Source organism: Janibacter zhangyanbonis (assembly GCF_050507325.1).
Taxonomy (GTDB): domain Bacteria; phylum Actinomycetota; class Actinomycetes; order Actinomycetales; family Dermatophilaceae; genus Janibacter.
Genome location: NZ_CP191481.1, coordinates 1,162,550 through 1,182,483 on the forward strand (window position 1 = coordinate 1,162,550; position 19,934 = coordinate 1,182,483).

A 19,934-nucleotide genomic window follows, 5' to 3' on the forward strand; every position below is an offset into this window, starting at 1 on the left:
AATTGCACAGGTCCACCCGGAACCCGCGTCCGGGGTCGGGTGCGCCTCAGGACAGCTCGGCGCGCACCGCGTCGACGAAGGTATCGACGTCGCTCTCGGTCGTGTCCCAGGCGCACATCCAGCGCACCTGACCGGTCGTCTCGTCCCAGAAGTAGAAGCGGAAGGACTCCATGAGCCGCTCGCTCGACTCCCGGGCGAGGATCGGGAAGACGGCATTGGCCTCGACCTCGGTGGGCAGGGTGATGCCCTCGATGTCGGCGACGCCGTCGGCGAGGCGCCGGGCCATTGCGTTGGCGTGCTCGGCATTGCGCCGCCACAGGTCGCCCTCGAAGATCGCGAGCAGCTGCGCCGAGACGAAGCGCATCTTGCTCGCCAGCTGCATCGACTGCTTGCGCAGGAAGGTCGCGCCGGTCACCCGGTCGGGGGAGAGGACGACGACCGCCTCGGCGAGCATCGCGCCGATCTTGGTCCCGCCGAGCGACAGGATGTCGACGCCGGCGTCAGTCGTCAGCTCACGCAGCTCGACCCCCAGGGCGGCCGCCGCATTGGACAGGCGCGAGCCGTCGAGGTGCAGCACCCACCCCATCTCGTGGACGAGGTCGGCGATCGCGCGGATCTCGGCCGGCGTGTAGACGGTGCCGACCTCGGTGGAGTTGGTGATCGAGACGACGCCGACCTGGGCGAAGTGCTCGTCGCCGACCCGGGCCGGGTAGGCGCGGATGAGCTCGGGCGTCAGCTTGCCGTCGGGGGTGTCGATGACGTTGACCTTGAGCCCGCCGACCCGCTCGGGCGCGGCGGCCTCGTCGACGTGGATGTGGGCGCTGCTCGTCGTGAGCACCGACCCCCAGCGCGGCGTGCACGCCTGCAGCGCAAGGACATTGGCCCCCGTGCCGTTGAAGACCGGGTAGACCTGCGCCGCCGTGCCGAAGACCTCGGAGAGCACCTCGGTCAGACGCGCGGTGTAGACGTCCTCGCCGTAGGCGACCTGGTGGCCGCCGTTGGCCGCGACGATCGCCGCGAGCACCTCGGGGTGCACGCCGGCGTAGTTGTCGCTGGCGAAGCCGCGGCTCGACGGGTCGTGGATCGGGGCGAAGGGGGTTGCCTGGGTGGTCGTGTCGGTCACGCGGGGATCCTCTCAGCCGCGGCGGCCTCGGCAGCGCGCGGGTCGAGGGTGCCGGTGATGCCGCGGGTGGCCTCGATGACGGGCGCGAGCTTCTTGCGCAGCGCCTCGTAGAAGACGTTGAGCGGGAACTCGTCGGGCTGCACGAGGTCGGTCAGACCCTTCGGCGGGCCGTCGAGCGGCAGGTGCTCGGCCCCCTTCGCCCAGGCCGACGCTGGGTGCGGCGCGACGTAGCCGGCGATGAACTGGTGCGCGGCCATCCAGTGCCCGACCCGGGAGCGGTCGATGCCCTCGCGGTAGAGGGTCTCGACCTCGTCGGACAGGGCGACGACCGCGGCCGGGACCTGCGCCCAGTCGAAGGTCAGCGTGTTGTCGGTCCAGCGCATCGCCCCGCGCTTGTGCAGCCACGCGAAGAGCAGCTGCCCGCCGAGGCCGTCGTAGTTGCGCACCCGGTCGCCGGTGACGGGGAAGCGGAAGAGCCGGTCGAAGAGGATCGCCAGCTGCACGGCGCGGGCATAGGGGTGGCCCGCCTCCGCCAGCGTCACGCTCTGCCGGAAGGTGTTGAGGTCGCAGCGCAGTTCCTCGAGGGCGTACATCCAGAAGGGCATGCGCTGCTTGATCATGAAGGGGTCGAAGGGGAGGTCCCCGTGGCTGTGCGTGCGGTCGTGGATGAGGTCCCACATCGCGAAGGTCGCCTGGGCGACCTCCTGCGAGGCGACGAGCCGCTCGCCCTCGGGCGGCAGGTCGAGGCCGAGCACCTCCGCGGAGGCGGAGGTCACGCGACGGAAGCGGGCGGCCTCGCGGTCGCAGAAGATCGCGCCCCAGCTGAACTTCGGCACCTCGCGCACGGCGACGGTCTCGGGGAAGAGGACGGCCGAGTTGGTGTCGTAGCCGGGGGTGAAGTCGATGAAGCGGACCGGCAGGAACATCGGGTTGTCGTAGGTCGCCTCGACGTCGGCGAGCCACTGGGGCCACATGACGTCGAAGAGCACGGCCTCGAAGACCCGGTCGAGGTTGCCGTTCTGCGTGTACATCGGGAAGACGGCGAGGTGCTGCGTGCCGTCGACGCGGTGCCGGTCGGGGCGGAAGGCCATGAGCGAGTCGAGGAAGTCGGGCACCCCGAAGCCGCCGTCGACCCAGCGCTGCAGGTCGACCGGCAGCGCCGCCAGGTAGTCGGCGTCGTGCGGGAAGCGCGGCGCGAGCTCGGTGATCCGCTCGGCCATGACGGCCACGAGCGCGGTCGCCCGCTCGCGGTCGGCGTCGTCGGCGAGCGACCCGTCCTTGGTCTGCATGAGCCGCAGCTCCTCCACGGCCGCCTTGAGCGCGACCCACGCGTCGCTGCCCCCCACCTCTGGTCCCTGAGGAGCGAGTCCGCTCTGCGGGCGAGCGTCTCGAAGGGACGCATCCCCATTCCCCGCCCACGTCACGAGGTTCACCCAGAACTCCTCGTGGTCGAGCTCACCGATCGAGTCGTCCCCGACGAGGTCGGAGTCCGCGAGCACGACGACGCGGCCGGCGCCGTGCTGCACGGTGACGGCGAGCGGCTGGGCCGCGGGGTGGGCGGTGGCGGAGGTGCGGGCGAGGACGCGGGCACCCGGGGCGCCGGAGGCGTCGATGGTCCCGGCGCGGTAGAAGCACAGCTCGTCGATGCCGGCCATGACGCCCTGCCCGGGGCCGGTGCTCGTCTCGCCGAGGACCCAGGTCGCATTGCCCTGGTGGCGGCGGCCGCCGTCGGCGCGCTCGTGGACGAGCGTGGAGACGATCTTCAGGCCGAAGGGAGCCAGCAGCTCGTTGAGGTTGTTGCCGTGGGCGTCGTGGTCGCACTCGCCGAGGACGACGAGACCGCCCCCCTTCGCCACGTGGTCGGTGACGGCGGTGATCTCGGCGGGGGAGAGGACCGGCGGCAGGTCGCCGGCGACGCGCTCGCTGGAGGCGGCTGCGGGGTGGGCTATGACGAGGACGTCGGTGCCGGCCAGCGCCTCCGGCGTCAGCTCACCGTCGGTGTGGGCCAGGACCTCGGTGCCGCGCTCGCGCAGGACCGCGGCGGCCCGGGCGAGGCTCGCGTCGCCGGGGTTGGCGGGGTTCATCCGCTCGGCGAGCTCGGGGTCGATGGACCACGCGCTGCTGTGCGCCTGGTCGAGGAGCACCCGGGCGAAGGGGGTCGTGACAGTCATTGCGGCCTCCGGCGGCGAAATCTGGAAGTTCAACGCTCATAGCGTGACAAAACCGGAGGATTTACGCCAGTCCGACGCAGGGTGGGGTGAACCTGCATGCGGGTGGTGCGTGAGTGGTGCCGATTGTTCAGGTTGGGGTCGGCGGGTCGGTGGGTGGGTGGGGTTGTGGTGGGTGAGACTGCGGGTGTTGCCGGTGTGTGGGCCTGTTGGGGTTCGACGGCGAGTGCTGGGGAGGCGTGTGGTGGTGCGGCGTTGGTTGGTGGCTGTGGTTGTGGTGGTCGCCTTCTTCCCGAGGGGCGGCTGACATGGGACTGCGCTCTTTGGGACGAAGAGGGAACGTCCAACTCGCTCATGATGATGAGCGGCGGTTCCCGGGGCTGCTGATCCAGGGCGACACGTTGGCCGGCTTGATCGAGGATCTTGAGGAGGAGGCGCCCGACTCGTACGCGTTGCAGACGGCGAAGTCGTGGCTCGCCGCCTACGAAGAGATGATGCGTGAGGTCCACCTGGAGTTGCCCTACAGTCACTGACCCGCTTCACGGAGGGCACTGCATGCTCAGGGCAGGCCGTAACGTTGCCCCCATGGCAGCCGTGACGCAGAAGTCAGCCCTCGAGTACGCCCCCACTCAGCTCTACATCGGAGGGCAGTGGCGCGATGCCGGTGACGGCGCCACCTTCGCCGTGAGCGACCCGGCCACCGGCAAGACCCTCGTCGAGGTCGCCGACGCAACCGTCGCCGACGGCAAGGCGGCGCTCGACGCGGCCGTCGCCGCGCAGGCCGAGTGGGCCGCGACCGACCCGCGGGTGCGCTCGGAGATCCTGCGCTCGGCCTTCGAGCTCATCACCGAGCGGGCCGACACCTTCGCCATGCTCATGACCCTCGAGATGGGCAAGCCCCTGGCCGAGGCGCGCGGCGAGGTGACCTACGGCGGTGAGTTCTTCCGCTGGTTCGCCGAGGAGGCCGTGCGCATCCACGGCCGCTACGCCGTCGCCCCCAGCGGTGGGACCCGCCTGATGACGATGAAGCAGCCCGTCGGGCCGGTCTTCGCCATCACTCCGTGGAACTTCCCGCTCGCCATGGGCACCCGCAAGATCGGCCCCGCGATCGCCGCCGGCTGCACCACCGTCGTCAAGCCGGCCCACGAGACACCGCTGACGATGCTCGCCCTGGCCCGCCTGCTCGAGGAGGTCGGCCTGCCCGCCGGCGTGCTCAACGTCGTGCCGACGACCTCCTCCGGCGAGGTGAGCGAGCCGATCATCCGCGACCCGCGCCTGCGCAAGCTGACCTTCACCGGCTCCACGCCCGTCGGCAAGAAGCTCGTCGAGCAGTCCTCCGAGCAGCTGCTGCGCACCTCGATGGAGCTCGGGGGCAATGCCCCCTTCGTCGTCTTCGAGGACGCCGACCTCGAGCGCGCCGTCGAGGGCGCGATGCTCGCCAAGATGCGCAACATCGGCGAGGCCTGCACCGCGGCCAACCGCTTCATCGTCCACGAGTCGGTCGCCGCCGACTTCGCCGCGGCCCTGGCCGACCGCATGGGCGCCCTGACCATGGGCAAGGGCACGACGAAGGGGGTCGACGTCGGCCCGCTCATCACCGAGAAGGCGCGCACCGGCGTCGCCGAGCTCGTCGACGACGCGGTCTCGCAGGGCGCCCGCGCCCTCGTCGGTGGCGAGGTGCCCTCGGGCAAGGGCTGGTTCTACCCGCCGACCGTGCTCACCGACGTCCCGGCGAGCGCCCGCGTGCTCACCGAGGAGATCTTCGGCCCGGTCGCCCCGATCACGACCTTCAGCACCGAGGAGGAGGCAGTCCGTCTGGCCAGCTCCACCGAGTACGGCCTCGTCGCCTACGTCTTCACCGAGAACACCTCTCGCACCATCCGGGTCGCCGAGGCGCTCGAGTTCGGCATGGTCGGGATCAACCAGGGCATCGTCTCCAACCCCTCGGCCCCCTTCGGCGGGGTCAAGCACTCCGGCTTCGGCCGCGAAGGGGGATTCGAGGGCATCGAGGAGTACCTCGAGACCAAGTACGTCGGCCTGGCGCTCTGACCGTGTCGAAGACCTGGCGCACCCGGCTGCAGCTGGCCGGGGGAGTCCTGCTGATCCTGCTCGCCGCCTGGATCGTCATCACCGGCGGCACCGGGGGCGACTCCTCGCCCGGCGGGTCGACCACCTCCGCCGCGACGTGGGCGACCTCGCAGACCGGGGCGGGGGAACCCCCTTCGGGCACAACGGAGTCGGGCTCCACGCCCGAATCCGGGCTGGACACGATCGCCGAGTCGCAGCTGCCGCCGGAGGGCCGGGAGACGCTCGAGCTGATCCGCTCCGACGGCCCCTTCCCCTACGACCGCGACGGCATCACCTTCGGCAACCGCGAGGGGATCCTGCCCGACCAGTCGCAGGGCTACTACCGCGAGTACACGGTGCCGACGCCCGGCGAGGACGACCGCGGCGCGCGGCGGATCGTCGGCGGGCAGGACGGCGACCGCTACTACACGGACGACCACTACGCGAGCTTCGCCCAGATCGAGGAGGGGCAGTGATCCACATCGAGGCCGCCGGGGTCGACGGGCTGCTCGCCCGCGCGGTCACCAGCACCGACCACGTCCACCTCGTCGACGGCGGGTCCGGGCGGGAGGAGACCTACGACCGCTTCGCCGAGGCGCTCGTGCTGCCCGAGCACTTCGGGCGCAACCTCGACGCCCTCATGGACTGCCTGCGCGACGTCGCCGACCGGCACGAGGGGCCGTGGACGCTCGTGTGGCGCCCGGGCCACGGCGGCGCCGACCCGGGCGTGCTCGACGTGCTCGGTGACCTCGACGACGAGTACCCGGACCTGAGCATCGTGGTGGCGGATCGCTGAGGGGCGGGTCAGGACAGCGTGGACAGGCCGGCCGCGAGCGCGAAGCCGACGACCGTCACCAGGCCCGCCATCGGACCCGCAGCCGACCGGGCCTCGGGGATCATCTCGTCGACGAGCATGACGAGGAGCGCGCCGGCGGCGAAGCCGCTGATGAGGGCGGCGCCGCCCTCGCCAGAGATGTCGGCCAGCGCATAGCCGCCGAGCGTGGCGAGGGCGCACACGACAGTCACGCCGAGCCACAGCAGCAGGATGGAGCGGCGCGGGACCGTGCGGCGCATGTCGGCGGCCGAGCCGATGCCCTCGGGCAGGTTGGAGACCCATACCGCGACGAGGAGCGCGACGCTCACTCCGCCACCGGAGGCCAGGCCGATGCCGAGGACGGCCTGCTCCGGGATGCCGTCGAGGAAGGCGCCGAGGGCGAGCCCCGCCCCCGATCCGTCCGCGTCGTCGACCTCCCGGTCGGGATGGCCGCGGTGCCGGCGGGCGCCCATGGCCTGGATCGCATGGTTGCCGCCGGTGAAGGCGAGAGCGCCCAGGGCGATCCCCACCGCCACCGGGACAGGGCCGCCTGTGCGCACGCCTTCCTCGGCGAGCTCGAAGGCCACGGACGCGATGAGGGCGCCGGCACCGAAGGCCAGGACGAGACCGACGAGGCGTCGCGGCCAGGTGCGGGCGACGCCGAGCAGGGCGCCGACGAGCAGCGACGAGCCTGCGAGCGCTCCCCACAGCAGTGCGGCGGTCACGGCGCCCTCCCTTCGGTCGTGGTGGCGGCGCGGGTCACTGTCATGATGGCGCGGTGACGACTCCCACCGACACCCGCATCACCCTCTCCCGCGTCATGTCCCAGGCCGAGGCCAACCTCCTGGGCAATGTGCACGGCGGCAACATCATGAAGATGGTCGACGACACCGCCGGCGTCTCGGCCAACCGCTTCGCGCAGGGGCCGGCCGTCACGGCGGCGATGGACGAGATGGCCTTCCTCAACCCCGTGCGCGTCGGCGACGTGCTTCACGTGAGCGCACAGGTCAACTGGGCCGGCACCTCGTCGATGGAGGTCGGCGTGCGGGCCGAGGTCGACCGCTGGGACGCCGTCACCGACCGCGTCCACGTCGCGAGCGCCTACCTCGTCTTCGTCGCCGTCGATGCCGAAGGGGGGACCCGTCACGTCCCCGAGCTGACCATCGAGACGCCCGAGGAGCAGCGGCGGTTCCGCGAGGCGGAGATCCGCCGGGCCAACCGGCTCGCCCGCCGCGAGGCCATCGAGTCCAGCCGTCGGGAGGAGAGCGCGTGAGCACGCGCGTCACCCTGCTCGGCTCCACCGGGTCCATCGGCACGCAGGGCCTGCAGGTCATCGCTGCCCACCCCGAGCGCTTCGAGGTGGAGGTGCTCGCCGGTGGTGCCAACACGCGGCTGCTCGCCGCCCAGGCCGCACGTTTTCGCCCTTCGCTCGTGGCGGCGGCCGGCGGCACCCGCGAGGAGCTGACCGCGGCGATCGCAGCGGCCGCGGACGACGCCGGGGTCCCCGGCTACGCGCCCGAGGTCGTCGTGGGGGAGGAGGCCGCGACGATCGCGGCCGGCGCGCCGACCGACGTCGTGCTCAATGGCATCACCGGCGCCATCGGGCTGCGGCCCACGCTCGCGGCACTGCGCTCCGGGGCCCGGCTGGCCCTGGCCAACAAGGAGTCGCTGATCATCGGCGGCCCGATCGTCAAGGACGTCGCCGCGCCCGAGCAGATCGTGCCGGTCGACTCCGAGCACTCCGCGATCGCCCAGGCGCTGCGCTCCGGCCGCGCCGAGGAGGTGCGCAAGCTCGTCGTCACCGCGAGCGGCGGGCCCTTCCGCGGCATGGACCGCGACGCGCTGCGCGAGGTGACGCCGGAGGCGGCGCTCAAGCACCCGAACTTCGCGATGGGGCGGGTCATCACGACCAACAGCGCGACGCTCGTCAACAAGGGGCTCGAGCTCATCGAGGCGCACCTGCTCTTCGACGTGCCGATGGAGCGCATCGAGGCCGTCGTCCACCCGCAGCAGATCATCCACTCGATGGTCGAGTTCCATGACGGGGCCGTCATCGCCCAGCTCGGGCTGCCGACGATGCTCGCGCCCATCGCGCTCGGGCTGTCGTGGCCGGAGCGGCTCACCGACGTCGAGACGCCCGTCGACTGGACGCAGGCGCAGGACTGGCGCTTCGAGCCTCTCGACGACGAGGCCTTCCCCGCGGTGCGGCTCGCCCAGCAGGTCGGCGCCGCCGGCGGCACCCACCCGGCCGTCTACAACGCGGCCAACGAGGTCGGCGTCGACGCCTTCCACGACGGCGAGTGCCGCTTCACCGACATGGTCGACACGATCGAGCAGGTGCTGCAGCGGCACGACGACGCGCGCTTCGACGCGCACACCGTCGAGGGCGTGCTCGCGGCGGACGCCTGGGCGCGGGACGAGGCCCGGTCGGTCCTCAGGACCGCGTGAGACGATCAGACCATGCTGCTCTACGTGCTGGGGGTCCTGCTTGCCGTCGTGGGCATCGCCCTGTCGATCGCCCTGCACGAGATCGGCCACCTCGTCCCGGCGAAGAAGTTCGGCCTGCGGGTGCCGCAGTACATGGTCGGCTTCGGCCCGACGGTCTGGTCGCGCCGCCGCGGTGAGACGGAGTACGGCGTCAAGGCGATCCCCCTGGGCGGCTACATCCGGATGATCGGCATGTTCCCGCCCGCCCAGGACGGGCGGGTGCGCACCACGAGCACCGGGCGGATGAGCCAGCTCGTCGACGAGGCTCGGCAGCAGAGCTTCGAGGAGGTCCGCCCCGAGGACGAGGGCCGGATGTTCTACCAGCTGCCGATCTGGAAGCGGGTCGTCATCATGATGGGCGGCCCGGTGATGAACCTGCTCATCGCGCTCGTCGTCCTCGGCGGCATCTGGACGATGAGCGGCATCGCCGTGACGACGACGACCGTGGCGTCGGTCAACGAGTGCGTCGACATCAAGCAGATGGGGCAGCAGGCGGCCGACGAGTGCACCTCCGACATGCCCGTCGCGCCGGCCAACGAGGCCGGGCTCAAGCCGGGTGACCGGATCACCGAGATCAACGGCCGGCCCGTCTCGACGTGGGCCGACGTCCGCGGCGCGATCCGGGCCAACCTGGACAAGCCGCTGACGATGACGGTCGAGCGTGACGGGGCGGCCAAGGAGCTCGAGGCCGACCCGATCGTCCTCGACATGCCCGTCTACGACGACAACGGCGCACCGCAGACCGATGCCTCGGGCACGGTGCGCACCGAGCGCGCCGGCTTCCTCGGCGCGAGCCCGACCCAGGAGATGCAGAAGCAGTCGATCACCGCCGTGCCCGGGCTTTTCGGGGATCAGCTCGGCGACACCTACGGGCTGCTCGTGCGCATCCCGCAGAAGCTCGTCGGCGTCGCGCAGGCGGCCTTCGGCAGCAGCGAGCGCGACCCCAACGGCCCGATGTCGGTCGTCGGGGTCGGACGGGTCGCCGGTGAGGTCGCCAGCTCCGACGTCTTCGGAGACACCAAGGACAAGGCGATCCTCCTGCTCAGCCTGCTCGGCGGGCTCAACCTCGTGCTCTTCGCCTTCAACACCGTGCCGCTGCTGCCGCTCGACGGCGGCCACGTCGCCGGCGCGCTGTGGGAGGCGGTCAAGAAGGGCTGGGCCAGGCTGCGCGGTCTGCCCGACCCCGGACCCGTCGACGTCGCCAAGGCGCTGCCGCTGGCATATGTCGTCGCCATCGCCTTCCTCGGCATGACCCTGCTGCTCGTCTACGCCGACATCGTCAAGCCGGTGAAGCTGACCTGACGCGCCAGTGGCGGGACCCGGAGGGGTCCTCGGTCAGCCTGTCGGCGTTGATGCCACCTGGTCCCCCTTCTCCGGGCAACCGGGTGGCGCCAACGCTGACAGGTGACAGCGACGCTGCCGAGCCCTGCGCGCATCGTCCGAGTTCTCCGGCCCAGTGCGTGGTGTCGAGGCGTCAGCCGTGGACAGACTTCGCACCGCCACCGGTGGCTGAGGTGCGACGAGCGCAGCGAGGAGCCTCGAAGCCGAGGCCACAGCGGACATCCAGCGTCGAGGTCGCATAATGGAGGCATGAGCGTCTCCCTCGGTATGCCCAAGGCCCCGGCCCCCGTGCTCGCGCCCCGTCGCCAGACCCGGCAGATCAAGGTGGGATCGGTCGGCGTCGGCAGCGAGTCGCCGATCTCGGTGCAGTCGATGACGACGACGCTGACCTCCGACGTCAACACCACGCTGCAGCAGATCGCCGAGCTCACCGCCGCCGGCTGCGACATCGTGCGCGTGGCCTGCCCGAGCCAGGACGACGCCGACGCTCTCGCCGAGATCGCCCAGCACAGCCAGATCCCGGTCATCGCCGACATCCACTTCCAGCCGAAGTACGTCTTCCAGGCGATCGAGGCCGGCTGCGCCGCGGTGCGCGTCAACCCCGGCAACATCCGCAAGTTCGACGACCAGGTCAAGGAGATCGCCAAGGCGGCCAAGGACCACGGCACCTCGATCCGCATCGGCGTCAACGCCGGCAGCCTCGACAAGCGACTGCTCGAGAAGTACGGCAAGGCCACCCCCGAGGCCCTCGTCGAGTCGGCCGTGTGGGAGGCCAGCCTCTTCGAGGAGCACGACTTCCACGACTTCAAGATCTCGGTCAAGCACAACGACCCCGTGACCATGGTCCGGGCCTACGAACTGCTCGCCGAGGCCGGCGACTGGCCGCTGCACCTCGGCGTCACCGAGGCCGGCCCCGCCTTCCAGGGCACGATCAAGTCGGCGACCGCCTTCGGTGCGCTGCTGTCGAAGGGGATCGGCGACACCATCCGCGTCTCCCTCTCGGCCCCGCCGGTCGAGGAGATCAAGGTCGGCCAGCAGATCCTGCAGTCGCTCGGGCTGCGCCCGCGCAAGCTCGAGATCGTCTCCTGCCCGAGCTGCGGCCGCGCGCAGGTCGACGTCTACAAGCTCGCCGACGAGGTCACGGCCGGGCTCGAGGGCATGACCGTCCCCCTTCGCGTCGCCGTCATGGGCTGCGTCGTCAACGGCCCTGGTGAGGCCCGCGAGGCCGACCTCGGTGTCGCCTCGGGCAACGGCAAGGGCCAGATCTTCGTCAAGGGCGAGGTCATCAAGACCGTCCCCGAGAGCCAGATCGTCGAGACGCTCATCGAGGAGGCCTTGCGCATCGCCGAGGAGATGGGCGAGCCGATCGACGGCGAGGAGTCCGGCGCCACCGTCACGGTGGGCTGAGCCCTAGGCTGACGGGGTGCTGCGGACCCGCAACCCCACCCGTCTGCTCGGGGTCGACGACGTCGACGCCGCGCTGGACCTGTGTGCGCAGGACCCCGCGGCCAATGTCTTCGTCGCCAGCCGGATCCTTGACGGGGGGCTGGGCGCCGGGTCGACGGCCGCCTACGGGTGGTTCGACGACGGGCGACTCGAGTCCTTCGTGTGGACGGTGGCCAATGTCGTGCCGGTCGGCACCTCCGCGGCGAGCTGGGGGCCGCTCGCGGCCCAGGTGCGCAAGGTCCGTCGACGGTGCGCGTCCTTCCTCGGTCCCCGCGACCAGGTGGCCGGCCTGTGGGGACACACGCGGCTCGACTTCCCGCAGCCGCGGGCGGTGCGCGCGGCTCAGCCGCTCATGGGCACGCGCACGCCCCCCTCGCAGCTGGGCATCACGCTCGACCCGAGGGTGCGGCCGGCGACCGTCGACGAGGTCGACATCGTGCTGCCGGCCGCCGAGCACATGTTCACCCAGGAGATCGGCTACCGGCCCTACACCGGCAACCCGGCCTTCTACCGCGACTCGATCTGGCGGCTCATCCGCGGCGGGCGCACCTATGTCGTCGTCGAGAACGGCCGGGTGATCTTCAAGGCCGATGTTGGGTCGATCGGTCTGGGCACCATGCAGATCCAGGGCGTCTGGGTCACCCCGGAGCTGCGCGGGCAGGGCCTCGCGGCCGGCCTCATGGCCGCGGCCCTCGAGCAGGCGATGAGCGACCACGCCCCCTTCGCCACGCTCTACGTCAACGACTTCAACGCGCCGGCGCTGGCGACCTATCGCCGCATCGGCATGGAGCGTCTCGGCACCTTCTCGACGATCCTCTTCTGAGACCTCCGCCCGCGGTCAGAGGGTGAAGACGATCTTGCCGACCTGCTCGCCGTCGATCATCTGCGCGAAGCCGTCGCGCGCCTGCTCGATCGGCATCGTCGCGTGCACGAGCGGTCGGGTGCCGGTCGACCGGAGCATCTGGACGAGCTGGCCGAGCTCGTCGCGGGTGCCCATCGTCGAGCCGATGACGCTCAGCTGGAGGAAGAAGGTGTGGGTGAGCATCGCGTCGTCGACCTGCGGTCCGCTCGTCGTGCCGGCGATGACGATCCGACCACCGGGGCGAAGGGAGCGGATCGAGTGCTGCCAGGTCGCGCGGCCGACGGTCTCCATGACGGCGTCGACCTTGACCGGCAGGCGCTCGCCGGACTCGACGACCTCGTGCGCCCCCATCTCCAGGGCCCGGGCCCGCTTGTCGGCGCTGCGCGAGGTCGCGTAGACCCGCAGGCCGGCCGCCCGGGCGAGGATGATCAGGGCCGTCGAGACCCCGCCCCCGACGCCCTGGACGAGGACGGACTCGCCGGGCCGCAGGCCGCCGCGGACGAAGAGCATGCGATAGGCGGTGAGCCACGCCGTCGGCAGGCACGCCGCCTCGACCAGGCTCAGCCCGTCGGGCTTGGGCACGAGGTTGCGGCGCGGCACGACGACGGTGTCGGCGAAGGTGCCCTGGTAGCGCTCGGACAGCAGCGAGCGGCGCGGGTCGGTCGTCTCGTCGGCGCCCGTGAACCCCGGGTCGTTGATGACCGCGTGGACGACGACCTCGTTGCCCTCCTCGTCGATGCCCGCGGCGTCGCAGCCGAGGATCATCGGCAGGGCGTCGGCCGAGAGCCCCTGACCCCGCAGCGACCACACGTCGTGGTGGTTGAGGGCGGCGGCCTTGACGGTGACCCGCGCCCACCCCTCCGGCGCCTGTGGCTCGGGTCGCTCGCCGACGACGAGCCCGGCGAGCGGGTCCTTGCTGTTGATGCTCTCGGCGTACACGGCGCGCATCGGTGCGCTCCCTTCGATCGGGGACGATGCGCCCCACTCTGCCACCGGGCACTAGCGTGGGCATCACCGACTGTTCCCGAGCAAGGAGCTGCGCATGGGCACCATCGCCGACAACGTCATCGCGACCCTGAAGGCCAACGGGGTCACCCGTGCCTACGGCGTGCCGGGGGACTCGCTCAACGGATTCACCGAGGCCATGCGGCGTGACGGCGGCATCACCTGGCGGCTCGTGCGGCACGAGGAGTCGGCCGCCTTCGCCGCGGCCGCCGACGCCGAGCTGACCGGTGAGCTCGCGGTCGTCCTCGGCTCGTGCGGCCCCGGCAACCTGCACCTCATCAACGGTCTCTTCGACGCCCAGCGCAGCCGGGTGCCGGTCCTGGCGATCGCCGCGCAGATCCCCAGTGCCGAGATCGGCAGCGGCTACTTCCAGGAGACGCACCCGCAGGAGATCTTCCGCGAGTGCAGCGTGTGGGCCGAGATGGTCACCGACGCCTCGCAGATGCCGCGGATGCTCGAGACGGCCATGCGCGCGGCGATCCAGGAGCGCGGTGTCGCCGTGCTCGTTGTGCCCGGGGACGTCGCCCAGACCGAGGCCACCGACGAGCGGGTCACCGTCGTCGAGCGGGCCCGCGCCCGGGTCGTGCCCGCCGCCGACCAGCTCGAGCGGGCCGCGCAGCTGCTCGGCGCCTCGCGCCGGACCACCCTGCTCGTCGGCGCCGGCGCCGCCGGTGCGAAGGCCGACGTCCTCGCCCTCGCGGACGTGCTCGCGGCACCGGTGGTGCACACCCTTCGCTCCAAGCAGGAGATCGAGGGGGACAACCCCTTCGACGTCGGGCTCACCGGGCTGCTCGGCTTCGCCTCGGGCTACCGCGCGATGGACGAGGCCGACACCGTGCTCATGCTCGGCACCGACTTCCCGTACCGGCAGTTCTACCCGCAGGACGCGACCTACATCCAGGTCGACCTGCGCGGCGAGCACCTCGGGCGGCGCGTGCCGCTCGACCTCGGGCTCGTCGGCGACGTCGGCGACACGGTGCGGGCGCTGCTGCCGCTGCTGCAGCCGGCGAGCGACCGCAAGCACCTCGAGGACTCGGTCAAGCACTACCGCAAGACGCGCGACAAGCTCGACGAGCTGGCCGAGCCGCCGAAGAAGGGGCTGCTCGGGGGCCGCAAGCACCAGGCGATCCACCCGCAGTACCTCGCCCGGCTCGTCGACGAGATCGCCTCCGACGACGCGGTCTTCATCCCCGACGTCGGCTCGCCGGTCGTCTACGCCGCCCGCTACCTCGAGTGCCGGGGAGACCGCCGGCTCATCGGTTCCTTCATCCACGGGTCGATGGCCAATGCCGTGCCGCAGGCCGTCGGCGCCCAGCTCGCCCAGCCGGAGCGCCAGGTCGTCACGCTGAGCGGCGACGGCGGCCTGGCGATGCTCATGGGCGAGCTGCTCACGGTGCGCCAGCACGACCTGCCGATCAAGATCGTCGTGCTCAACAACTCGTCGCTCAACTTCGTCGAGCTGGAGATGAAGGCCGCCGGTCTGCCGGGCTTCGGCACCGACCTCGACAACCCCGACTTCTCGCAGGTCGCCGAGGCCTGCGGCATCAAGGGCTGGCGGGTCACGGAGGCCGAGGACCTCGAGGGCAGCCTGCGGGAGGCCTTCGCCCACGACGGACCGGCCCTCGTCGACGTCGTCACCGAGCGGCAGGAGCTGACGATCCCGCCGGCGATCTCCGCCGAGCAGGTCAAGGGCTTCACGCTCTATGCCCTGCGCACCGTGATGTCCGGCCGCGGCGACGAGCTGCTCGACCTGTCGCGGGTCAACCTGCGACAGATCTTCTAGGAGGAGACCCGATGACCCGACCCGACCTGCCCACGGCCGGCCTGGCTGCCCTTCTCGTCGGCGGCGGGGTGCTGCACCTCGTGCGCCCCGAGGTCTACGAGCCGATCATCCCCGCGCCCCTGAGGGGACGCGCCCGCGAGCTCGTGCTCGTCTCGGGCGTCGCCGAGATCGCCTGCGGCGCAGGGCTGCTCGTGCCGGCCACGCGCCCGGCCGCGGGCTGGGCGAGCGCCGCACTGCTCCTCGGTGTGCTGCCGGCCAACGTGCAGATGAGCGTCGACCACGGCCGACGGGCCCAGCGCAAGGGCACGCCGCAGGCCACGGCCTTCTTCGCGGGGACCCTCGCCCGGCTGCCGCTCCAGTGGCCGCTCGTGCGCACCGCCCTGCGCGCGGCCCGCGGCGGCTGACCCGTGAGCGTACTGGAGTGGTCGCCCACGACCGCGGACGACATCGACTCGCTCGTCCGCCTCGGGAGGGCCTGTCTCGAGCGCGACGGCGGGCTGCCCGACCTCGCCGACCCGCAGCACCTGCGTGACAGCTATCTGACCGACCTGTCGATCTGCGGTCGGGACGAGCTCGGCGACATCGTGGCGGCGGCCGCCATCGGAGTCAGCTCCGACGGCACCCGCACGGCGACCGGCCTGATCGACCCCGCCGCGATGGGGCAGGGGATCGGGCAGGAGGTCGCCGAGTGGGTCATCGGCCACAGCGTCGGGCCGGTGCGCTTCGTCCTGGACTCGGTGAGCCCCGAGGGGGAGACCCTCTTCGCCGAGCTCGGTCTGCACCGCGGCTTCGCGGAGTCGATCATGCGGCACAGCCTGCGCTCCATCCCCTTCGTCGGTCGGCCCGACGACATCGTGACGCTGCCCTTCACCGACGACACCTCCGAGGCCTTCCGCCACGCCTACGCAGCGTCCTTCGGTGATCAGCCCGGATACAGCGCCGGCAGCTCCCGGGCCTGGGGTCGGTGGCTGCGCGAGCAGCGTGGCTTCCAGCCGGAGGACTCCCGGGTCGCCATGGACCGCAGCGGCCACGTCGCCGGCTTCGTCACCCTCTCCGACGGCTGGATCGAGGAGGTCGGCGTCGTCCCGGAGTGGCGCGGCCACCGGCTCGGTGCCCACCTCGTCGCCCGCTCCCTGACGGCCCTCCAGCGGGCCGGCGCCGACGAGGTCTGGCTGGCCGTGGGGTGCGACAACCCCGCCCGGTCGCTCTACGAGCGCCTCGGCTTCCGGGGCCACGGCACCCGAGCCCTCTACGAGCAGCCGGCCCCCACGACGCGGGACTGACCACGATGCTCGAGACCCACGAGGCCCCCTGGCGCAGCCAGGTCTCCTTCGGGCGCCGGATGCGCTACGACCTCAGCGAGATGTGGGGCGACTGGCCCATGGGGTGGAACCGTCTCGGCGTCTTCTTCGTCGCGCCCATCGGGGTGCCCCTCCTGCTCGTGATCGCGGCCCTGCCGGTCGGGTCGGCATGGGACCGTCTCGGGACCCTCGGCTTCGCCGCCGCCCTCGGCCTCTACTGGTGCTCGATCTTCTTCCACATGCTGCGCCCCGGTCCGGGGGTGCGGCTGCTCCTCCTTGGGACCTATGTGCTGGGGGCCGCCGGAGCCGTCCTCGGCGGGCTCGCGCTGCTCACCGTCGCGGTGCTGGGACTCGCCGTCGGCGGCGACGTCGACCTCGGGGCTGGCCTCGTGGGTCTTGGCCTCTGCGTCGGCGGCGTGTTGTGGGCGCTCTGGTTGCGCACCGAGATCCGGGACGGCCCCCGGGATGCCCGTGCGCACCGGACGCCGGGACCGCCGGGGACGCCGGTGCCGATGGTGCTGCCGACCAACCCGGAAGCCTCGCAGGTGATCCTGCGGTCGCCCACCGGTGCCGTCGGCACGACCGTCCTCGGCCCGCTGCAGCCGGCCGCCCCGGTGACCTCCGCCGAAGGAGTCGTCGTGCACTCTCGGGCCGCCGCCCTGCTCGGCGACCCCGGGGGCCGGCTCGTCGTGCCGGCGGACGTCCCGACCCGACCCGGCCACGTGCTCGTCAGCGAGACCCTCCGCGGCGGGCAGGTGCACTTCCTCGTGCCGCAGTCCGCGCCGCCCCTTGCGATGATGTGGCGGCACGCCCACCCCGCACCCCCGCAGGAGCATCCGTGACCGAGACCACCGAGACCGACGTCGTCGTGCCCGACGAGGTGGTGGACGCCGTGCGCGCCGCCCGCCGGGTCCTCGTCCTCTCCGGCGCCGGGATGAGCGCGGAGTCCGGCGTGCCGACCTTCCGCGATGCGCAGACCGGGCTGTGGGAGGAGTTCGACCCGAGCCAGCTGGCGACGGCCGAGGCCTTCCGGCTGGATCCTCCCTTCGTCTGGGCCTGGTACGCCTGGCGGATGCGGCTGGTCCGCGACGTCGAGCCCAACCCCGGGCACCGGGCGCTCGCCGAGCTCGCCGGGCTGCGCGAGGTGACGATCTCGACGCAGAACGTCGACGACCTGCACGAGCGGGCCGGCTCGGCCGTCGCCGCGCACCTGCACGGGTCGATCTTCGCGCTGCGGTGCAGCGACTGCGAGACGCCGTGGGAGGGCGAGGTCGAGCTGCCGGCGGAGCCGACGGAGCGGATCGACCCGCCCACCTGCCCCGAGTGCGAAGGGGACGTGCGCCCCGGTGTCGTGTGGTTCGGCGAGGTCCTCCCGGAAGCGGACGTCGCGGCGACCGAGGCGGCCATCGAGGCCCTCGAGCCGGGCGACGTCGTCCTCGTCATCGGCACCTCGGGTGTCGTCTACCCGGCCGCCGGCTACCCGGCGATGGCCCGCGCCGAGGGGGCGACGGTCGTCGAGGTCAACCCCGTCGACACCGAGATCTCCGACATGTGCCACCACCTCGTGCGCGGCAAAGCGGCCGAGATCCTGCCGACGATGGTCAGCGCCCTGCGCTGACCGCCGGCTCCGGTGTGGGCTCGGGCAGGGCCTCGGGCCGGCGGGGGCGCGAGGCCCACAGCACCCCACCGACGACGAGGGCGCCACCGACGAGCTCGAGCGGGGCGGGCACCTCGTCGAGGAGCAGCCAGGCCAGGGCCAGACCGGTCACCGGCACGAGCATGGAAAAGGGAGCGACCGTCCCCGACGGGTGCCGTGCCATGAGCCAGGTCCAGATGCCCGAGCCGACGACGGTGGCCAGGAGGGTCGTGTAGGCGAGGCCCAGCCAAGCGGGGACCGCCGCGGTGGTCAGGGAGTCGGCGAGGGCCGTGCCGATGCGCTCGGGCCCCTCGACGAGCAGCGACAGGGCGAGCATCGGGACCGGCGGGACCACCGTCATCCACATCGTCAGGTGGAGGGGCCTGGGCGCCGCGGCCAGGCGGGAGGCGAGGTTGCCGAAGGCCCACCCGAGGCCGGCCATGAGCGTCAGGACGAAGGGGAGGAGCCCCGCCTCGGCGTCGAGTCGCTGAGAGCCGACGACGGCCATGCCGAGGGCAGCGACCGCGACGCCGGTCGCGGCGCGGCCGCTCAGTCGCTCGCCGAGCAGGACCGCGCCGAGGACGACGGTGAAGGGGGCCGAGCTCTGCAGGACGAGCGAGGCCAGGCCGGTCGGCATGCCGGCGTCCATCGCGAGGTAGAGGAAGGCGAACTGGAGGATGCCGAAGCCGATGCCGTAGCCGACGAGCCAGCGCGTGGGCACCTGCGGGCGGGGGACGAAGAAGATCGTCGGGATCGCCATGAGGGCGAAGCGCAGCGCCGAGCACAGGAAGGGCGGGAAGACCTCGAGCGAGGCGTGGATGGCGATGAAGTTGGCGCCCCAGAGGACGGCGACGACGACGGCGAGCAGGCGGTGGCGGATCGGCACCCGTCGATCGTCGGTCACCCGACTGTGCAGGACAAGCGAATCTTCATGACCGATCCCTTTAGGCTTCCTGCATGGACATCAGGCACCTCGAGCTGCTGCGCGACCTGCGGGAGCGGGGGAGTCTCGCCGCGGTCGCCGCGGCGACCCACCGCACCCCCTCGGCCCTGTCGCAGCAGCTGCGTACGGCCCAGCGGGCCGCCGGCACCCCGCTCGTCGAGCCCCACGGACGAGGGCTGCGGCTCACCGAGGCAGGGGAGCTGCTCGCCGACGGCGCCGACGAGGTGGCCGCCGCGATCGCGCGGGTCGACTCACGGCTGTCGGAGCACCGGGGCCGGCCGACCGGGCGGGTGAGCGTCGCCGGCCTGCCGAGCGGGCTGACCGCCCTGCTGCCCGGCGCGCTCGTCCTGCTCGCCGACAGCGACGTCGAGCTGAGCATCGACGACCTCGACCTGGCCGAGCACGACTACGCGCGTGCCGCAGCCGATGCCGACATCGTCGTCGCGCACTCGCTGACGAGCGAGGTGCCCGTGGGGAGCGAGGGCCTCGTCGCCACCGTGCTCACCCGGGAGCCGCTCGACGTCGCCGTCCCGCCCGACCACCGGCTCGCCCGCCGGGCGACGCTGCGACCCCAGGACGTCGTCGACGAGACCTGGCTCGCGGTACCCGAGCACTACCCCTTCGACACCGTGCTGCAGCGGGTCGAGGCCGCCTGCGGCCGGGGCCTGTACCGGCGACTGCGGCTGCGGGACAACCACCTCGTCGCCGCCCTCGTCGCGGCCGGCGAGGGCCTGGCCCTGCTGCCGCGCTACACGACCCGCACGGCCGACGAGTTCGCCCTCGTGCCGCTCGTCGGCGTGCCCTCCGCCCGGTGGATCGTCGCCCTCTCGCGGCCCGACCGCGCGGAGCGGGCCGCGGTGCGCCTGGTGACCCGACAGCTCGGTATTGCGGGGGCGGCGCTCATGGGTGAGCGGATATCCTGACGCGGTACACCCCCTTCGTCACGCTTGGAGTCCCG

20 protein-coding genes are annotated in these 19,934 nt (G+C 72.2%); 15 read left to right on the top strand and 5 right to left on the bottom strand.

Annotated features, from left to right (window positions below):
* Positions 1-46: 46 nt before the first annotated feature.
* Both ACQBJO_RS05765 and ACQBJO_RS05770 read right to left on the bottom strand, forming a co-directional pair.
* Positions 47-1,123 carry a threonine aldolase family protein gene (locus ACQBJO_RS05765; protein ID WP_255185798.1) on the bottom strand — a complete coding sequence of 359 codons (1,077 nt, stop codon included), beginning with the start codon at positions 1,121-1,123 and terminating at the stop codon, positions 47-49.
* Entirely contained in the window at positions 1,120-3,294 is a 2,175-nt protein-coding gene (locus ACQBJO_RS05770; RefSeq protein WP_255185799.1) for a DUF6421 family protein, read from the bottom strand. The genes ACQBJO_RS05765 and ACQBJO_RS05770 overlap by 4 nt, the downstream gene beginning before the upstream one ends.
* A gap of 305 nt (positions 3,295-3,599) precedes the next feature.
* Between ACQBJO_RS05770 and ACQBJO_RS05775 the strand changes: the two genes are divergently transcribed.
* From ACQBJO_RS05775 to ACQBJO_RS05790, 4 genes are read left to right on the top strand one after another with little or no spacing between them, the layout of a single operon-like run.
* Positions 3,600-3,824, top strand: a complete 225-nt coding sequence (locus tag ACQBJO_RS05775) for a DUF6959 family protein (RefSeq protein ID WP_255185800.1) — start codon at positions 3,600-3,602, stop codon at positions 3,822-3,824.
* Between the two features lie 52 nt (positions 3,825-3,876).
* Positions 3,877-5,340 (top strand): NAD-dependent succinate-semialdehyde dehydrogenase, encoded by a 1,464-nt coding sequence (locus ACQBJO_RS05780; protein WP_421006836.1) that lies wholly within the window; start codon positions 3,877-3,879, stop codon positions 5,338-5,340.
* Positions 5,341-5,342: 2 nt separating this feature from the next.
* A complete protein-coding gene (locus ACQBJO_RS05785; RefSeq protein WP_421006835.1) occupies positions 5,343-5,834 on the top strand; it encodes a ribonuclease domain-containing protein in 492 nt (163 codons plus the stop codon).
* Positions 5,831-6,154 carry a barstar family protein gene (locus ACQBJO_RS05790; protein ID WP_255185803.1) on the top strand — a complete coding sequence of 108 codons (324 nt, stop codon included), beginning with the start codon at positions 5,831-5,833 and terminating at the stop codon, positions 6,152-6,154. Before ACQBJO_RS05785 ends, ACQBJO_RS05790 begins: the two co-directional genes overlap by 4 nt.
* 8 nt (positions 6,155-6,162) lie before the next feature.
* Here the strand turns inward: ACQBJO_RS05790 and ACQBJO_RS05795 are convergent, their stop codons facing one another.
* Positions 6,163-6,897: a ZIP family metal transporter gene (locus ACQBJO_RS05795; protein ID WP_255185804.1), complete on the bottom strand. Its 735-nt coding sequence runs from the start codon at positions 6,895-6,897 to the stop codon at positions 6,163-6,165.
* Between the two features lie 53 nt (positions 6,898-6,950).
* Here ACQBJO_RS05795 and ACQBJO_RS05800 point away from each other — a divergent pair, with 53 nt between their 5' ends.
* The 5 genes from ACQBJO_RS05800 (at position 6,951) to ACQBJO_RS05820 (ending at position 12,269) form a co-directional block, all read left to right on the top strand.
* Positions 6,951-7,445, top strand: a complete 495-nt coding sequence (locus ACQBJO_RS05800) for an acyl-CoA thioesterase (RefSeq protein ID WP_421006834.1) — start codon at positions 6,951-6,953, stop codon at positions 7,443-7,445.
* Entirely contained in the window at positions 7,442-8,620 is a 1,179-nt protein-coding gene (dxr, locus tag ACQBJO_RS05805) for a 1-deoxy-D-xylulose-5-phosphate reductoisomerase (protein ID WP_421006833.1), read from the top strand. The genes ACQBJO_RS05800 and dxr overlap by 4 nt, the downstream gene beginning before the upstream one ends.
* A gap of 12 nt (positions 8,621-8,632) precedes the next feature.
* Positions 8,633-9,961: a M50 family metallopeptidase gene (locus ACQBJO_RS05810; protein ID WP_369694851.1), complete on the top strand. Its 1,329-nt coding sequence runs from the start codon at positions 8,633-8,635 to the stop codon at positions 9,959-9,961.
* A gap of 288 nt (positions 9,962-10,249) precedes the next feature.
* Positions 10,250-11,407: a flavodoxin-dependent (E)-4-hydroxy-3-methylbut-2-enyl-diphosphate synthase gene (ispG, locus tag ACQBJO_RS05815; protein ID WP_421006832.1), complete on the top strand. Its 1,158-nt coding sequence runs from the start codon at positions 10,250-10,252 to the stop codon at positions 11,405-11,407.
* Positions 11,408-11,423: 16 nt separating this feature from the next.
* Positions 11,424-12,269, top strand: coding sequence for a GNAT family N-acetyltransferase (locus tag ACQBJO_RS05820; RefSeq protein ID WP_255185808.1), 846 nt, complete (start codon positions 11,424-11,426; stop codon positions 12,267-12,269).
* 15 nt (positions 12,270-12,284) lie between these two features.
* Here the strand turns inward: ACQBJO_RS05820 and ACQBJO_RS05825 are convergent, their stop codons facing one another.
* Positions 12,285-13,256 carry a zinc-binding dehydrogenase gene (locus ACQBJO_RS05825; protein ID WP_255185809.1) on the bottom strand — a complete coding sequence of 324 codons (972 nt, stop codon included), beginning with the start codon at positions 13,254-13,256 and terminating at the stop codon, positions 12,285-12,287.
* A 94-nt stretch (positions 13,257-13,350) separates the two neighbouring features.
* Here ACQBJO_RS05825 and poxB point away from each other — a divergent pair, with 94 nt between their 5' ends.
* The 5 genes from poxB to ACQBJO_RS05850 are packed head-to-tail and all read left to right on the top strand — an operon-like array spanning position 13,351 to position 18,015.
* A complete protein-coding gene (gene poxB / locus ACQBJO_RS05830; RefSeq protein WP_255185810.1) occupies positions 13,351-15,096 on the top strand; it encodes a ubiquinone-dependent pyruvate dehydrogenase in 1,746 nt (581 codons plus the stop codon).
* A gap of 11 nt (positions 15,097-15,107) precedes the next feature.
* Entirely contained in the window at positions 15,108-15,500 is a 393-nt protein-coding gene (locus ACQBJO_RS05835) for a DoxX family protein (RefSeq protein WP_255185811.1), read from the top strand.
* A gap of 3 nt (positions 15,501-15,503) precedes the next feature.
* On the top strand, positions 15,504-16,379 hold the full coding sequence (locus ACQBJO_RS05840; protein WP_255185812.1) for a GNAT family N-acetyltransferase: 876 nt from the start codon (positions 15,504-15,506) through the stop codon (positions 16,377-16,379).
* Positions 16,380-16,384: 5 nt separating this feature from the next.
* Complete coding sequence (locus ACQBJO_RS05845) at positions 16,385-17,239, top strand: hypothetical protein (RefSeq protein ID WP_255185813.1); 855 nt, start codon at positions 16,385-16,387, stop codon at positions 17,237-17,239.
* Positions 17,236-18,015 (top strand): SIR2 family NAD-dependent protein deacylase, encoded by a 780-nt coding sequence (locus ACQBJO_RS05850; RefSeq protein WP_303708247.1) that lies wholly within the window; start codon positions 17,236-17,238, stop codon positions 18,013-18,015. Before ACQBJO_RS05845 ends, ACQBJO_RS05850 begins: the two co-directional genes overlap by 4 nt.
* Here the strand turns inward: ACQBJO_RS05850 and ACQBJO_RS05855 are convergent.
* Positions 17,999-18,919: an EamA family transporter gene (locus ACQBJO_RS05855; RefSeq protein WP_421007266.1), complete on the bottom strand. Its 921-nt coding sequence runs from the start codon at positions 18,917-18,919 to the stop codon at positions 17,999-18,001. The genes ACQBJO_RS05850 and ACQBJO_RS05855 overlap by 17 nt on opposite strands.
* A gap of 71 nt (positions 18,920-18,990) precedes the next feature.
* Here ACQBJO_RS05855 and ACQBJO_RS05860 point away from each other — a divergent pair, with 71 nt between their 5' ends.
* Positions 18,991-19,899, top strand: coding sequence for a LysR family transcriptional regulator (locus ACQBJO_RS05860; RefSeq protein ID WP_421006831.1), 909 nt, complete (start codon positions 18,991-18,993; stop codon positions 19,897-19,899).
* Positions 19,900-19,934: the final 35 nt, after the last annotated feature.

Excerpts from the sequence above, each read along its gene's own strand:
- ACQBJO_RS05770 (WP_255185799.1), bottom strand. The coding sequence starts at position 3,294 with ATGACTGTCACGACCCCCTTCGCCCGGGTGCTCCTCGACCAGGCGCAC.
- ACQBJO_RS05775 (WP_255185800.1), top strand. The coding sequence starts at position 3,600 with ATGGGACTGCGCTCTTTGGGACGAAGAGGGAACGTCCAACTCGCTCAT.
- ACQBJO_RS05780 (WP_421006836.1), top strand. The coding sequence starts at position 3,877 with ATGGCAGCCGTGACGCAGAAGTCAGCCCTCGAGTACGCCCCCACTCAG.
- ACQBJO_RS05810 (WP_369694851.1), top strand. The coding sequence starts at position 8,633 with ATGCTGCTCTACGTGCTGGGGGTCCTGCTTGCCGTCGTGGGCATCGCC.
- ispG (WP_421006832.1), top strand. The coding sequence starts at position 10,250 with ATGAGCGTCTCCCTCGGTATGCCCAAGGCCCCGGCCCCCGTGCTCGCG.
- ACQBJO_RS05825 (WP_255185809.1), bottom strand. The coding sequence starts at position 13,256 with ATGCGCGCCGTGTACGCCGAGAGCATCAACAGCAAGGACCCGCTCGCC.
- poxB (WP_255185810.1), top strand. The coding sequence starts at position 13,351 with ATGGGCACCATCGCCGACAACGTCATCGCGACCCTGAAGGCCAACGGG.
- ACQBJO_RS05835 (WP_255185811.1), top strand. The coding sequence starts at position 15,108 with ATGACCCGACCCGACCTGCCCACGGCCGGCCTGGCTGCCCTTCTCGTC.
- ACQBJO_RS05845 (WP_255185813.1), top strand. The coding sequence starts at position 16,385 with ATGCTCGAGACCCACGAGGCCCCCTGGCGCAGCCAGGTCTCCTTCGGG.
- ACQBJO_RS05860 (WP_421006831.1), top strand. The coding sequence starts at position 18,991 with ATGGACATCAGGCACCTCGAGCTGCTGCGCGACCTGCGGGAGCGGGGG.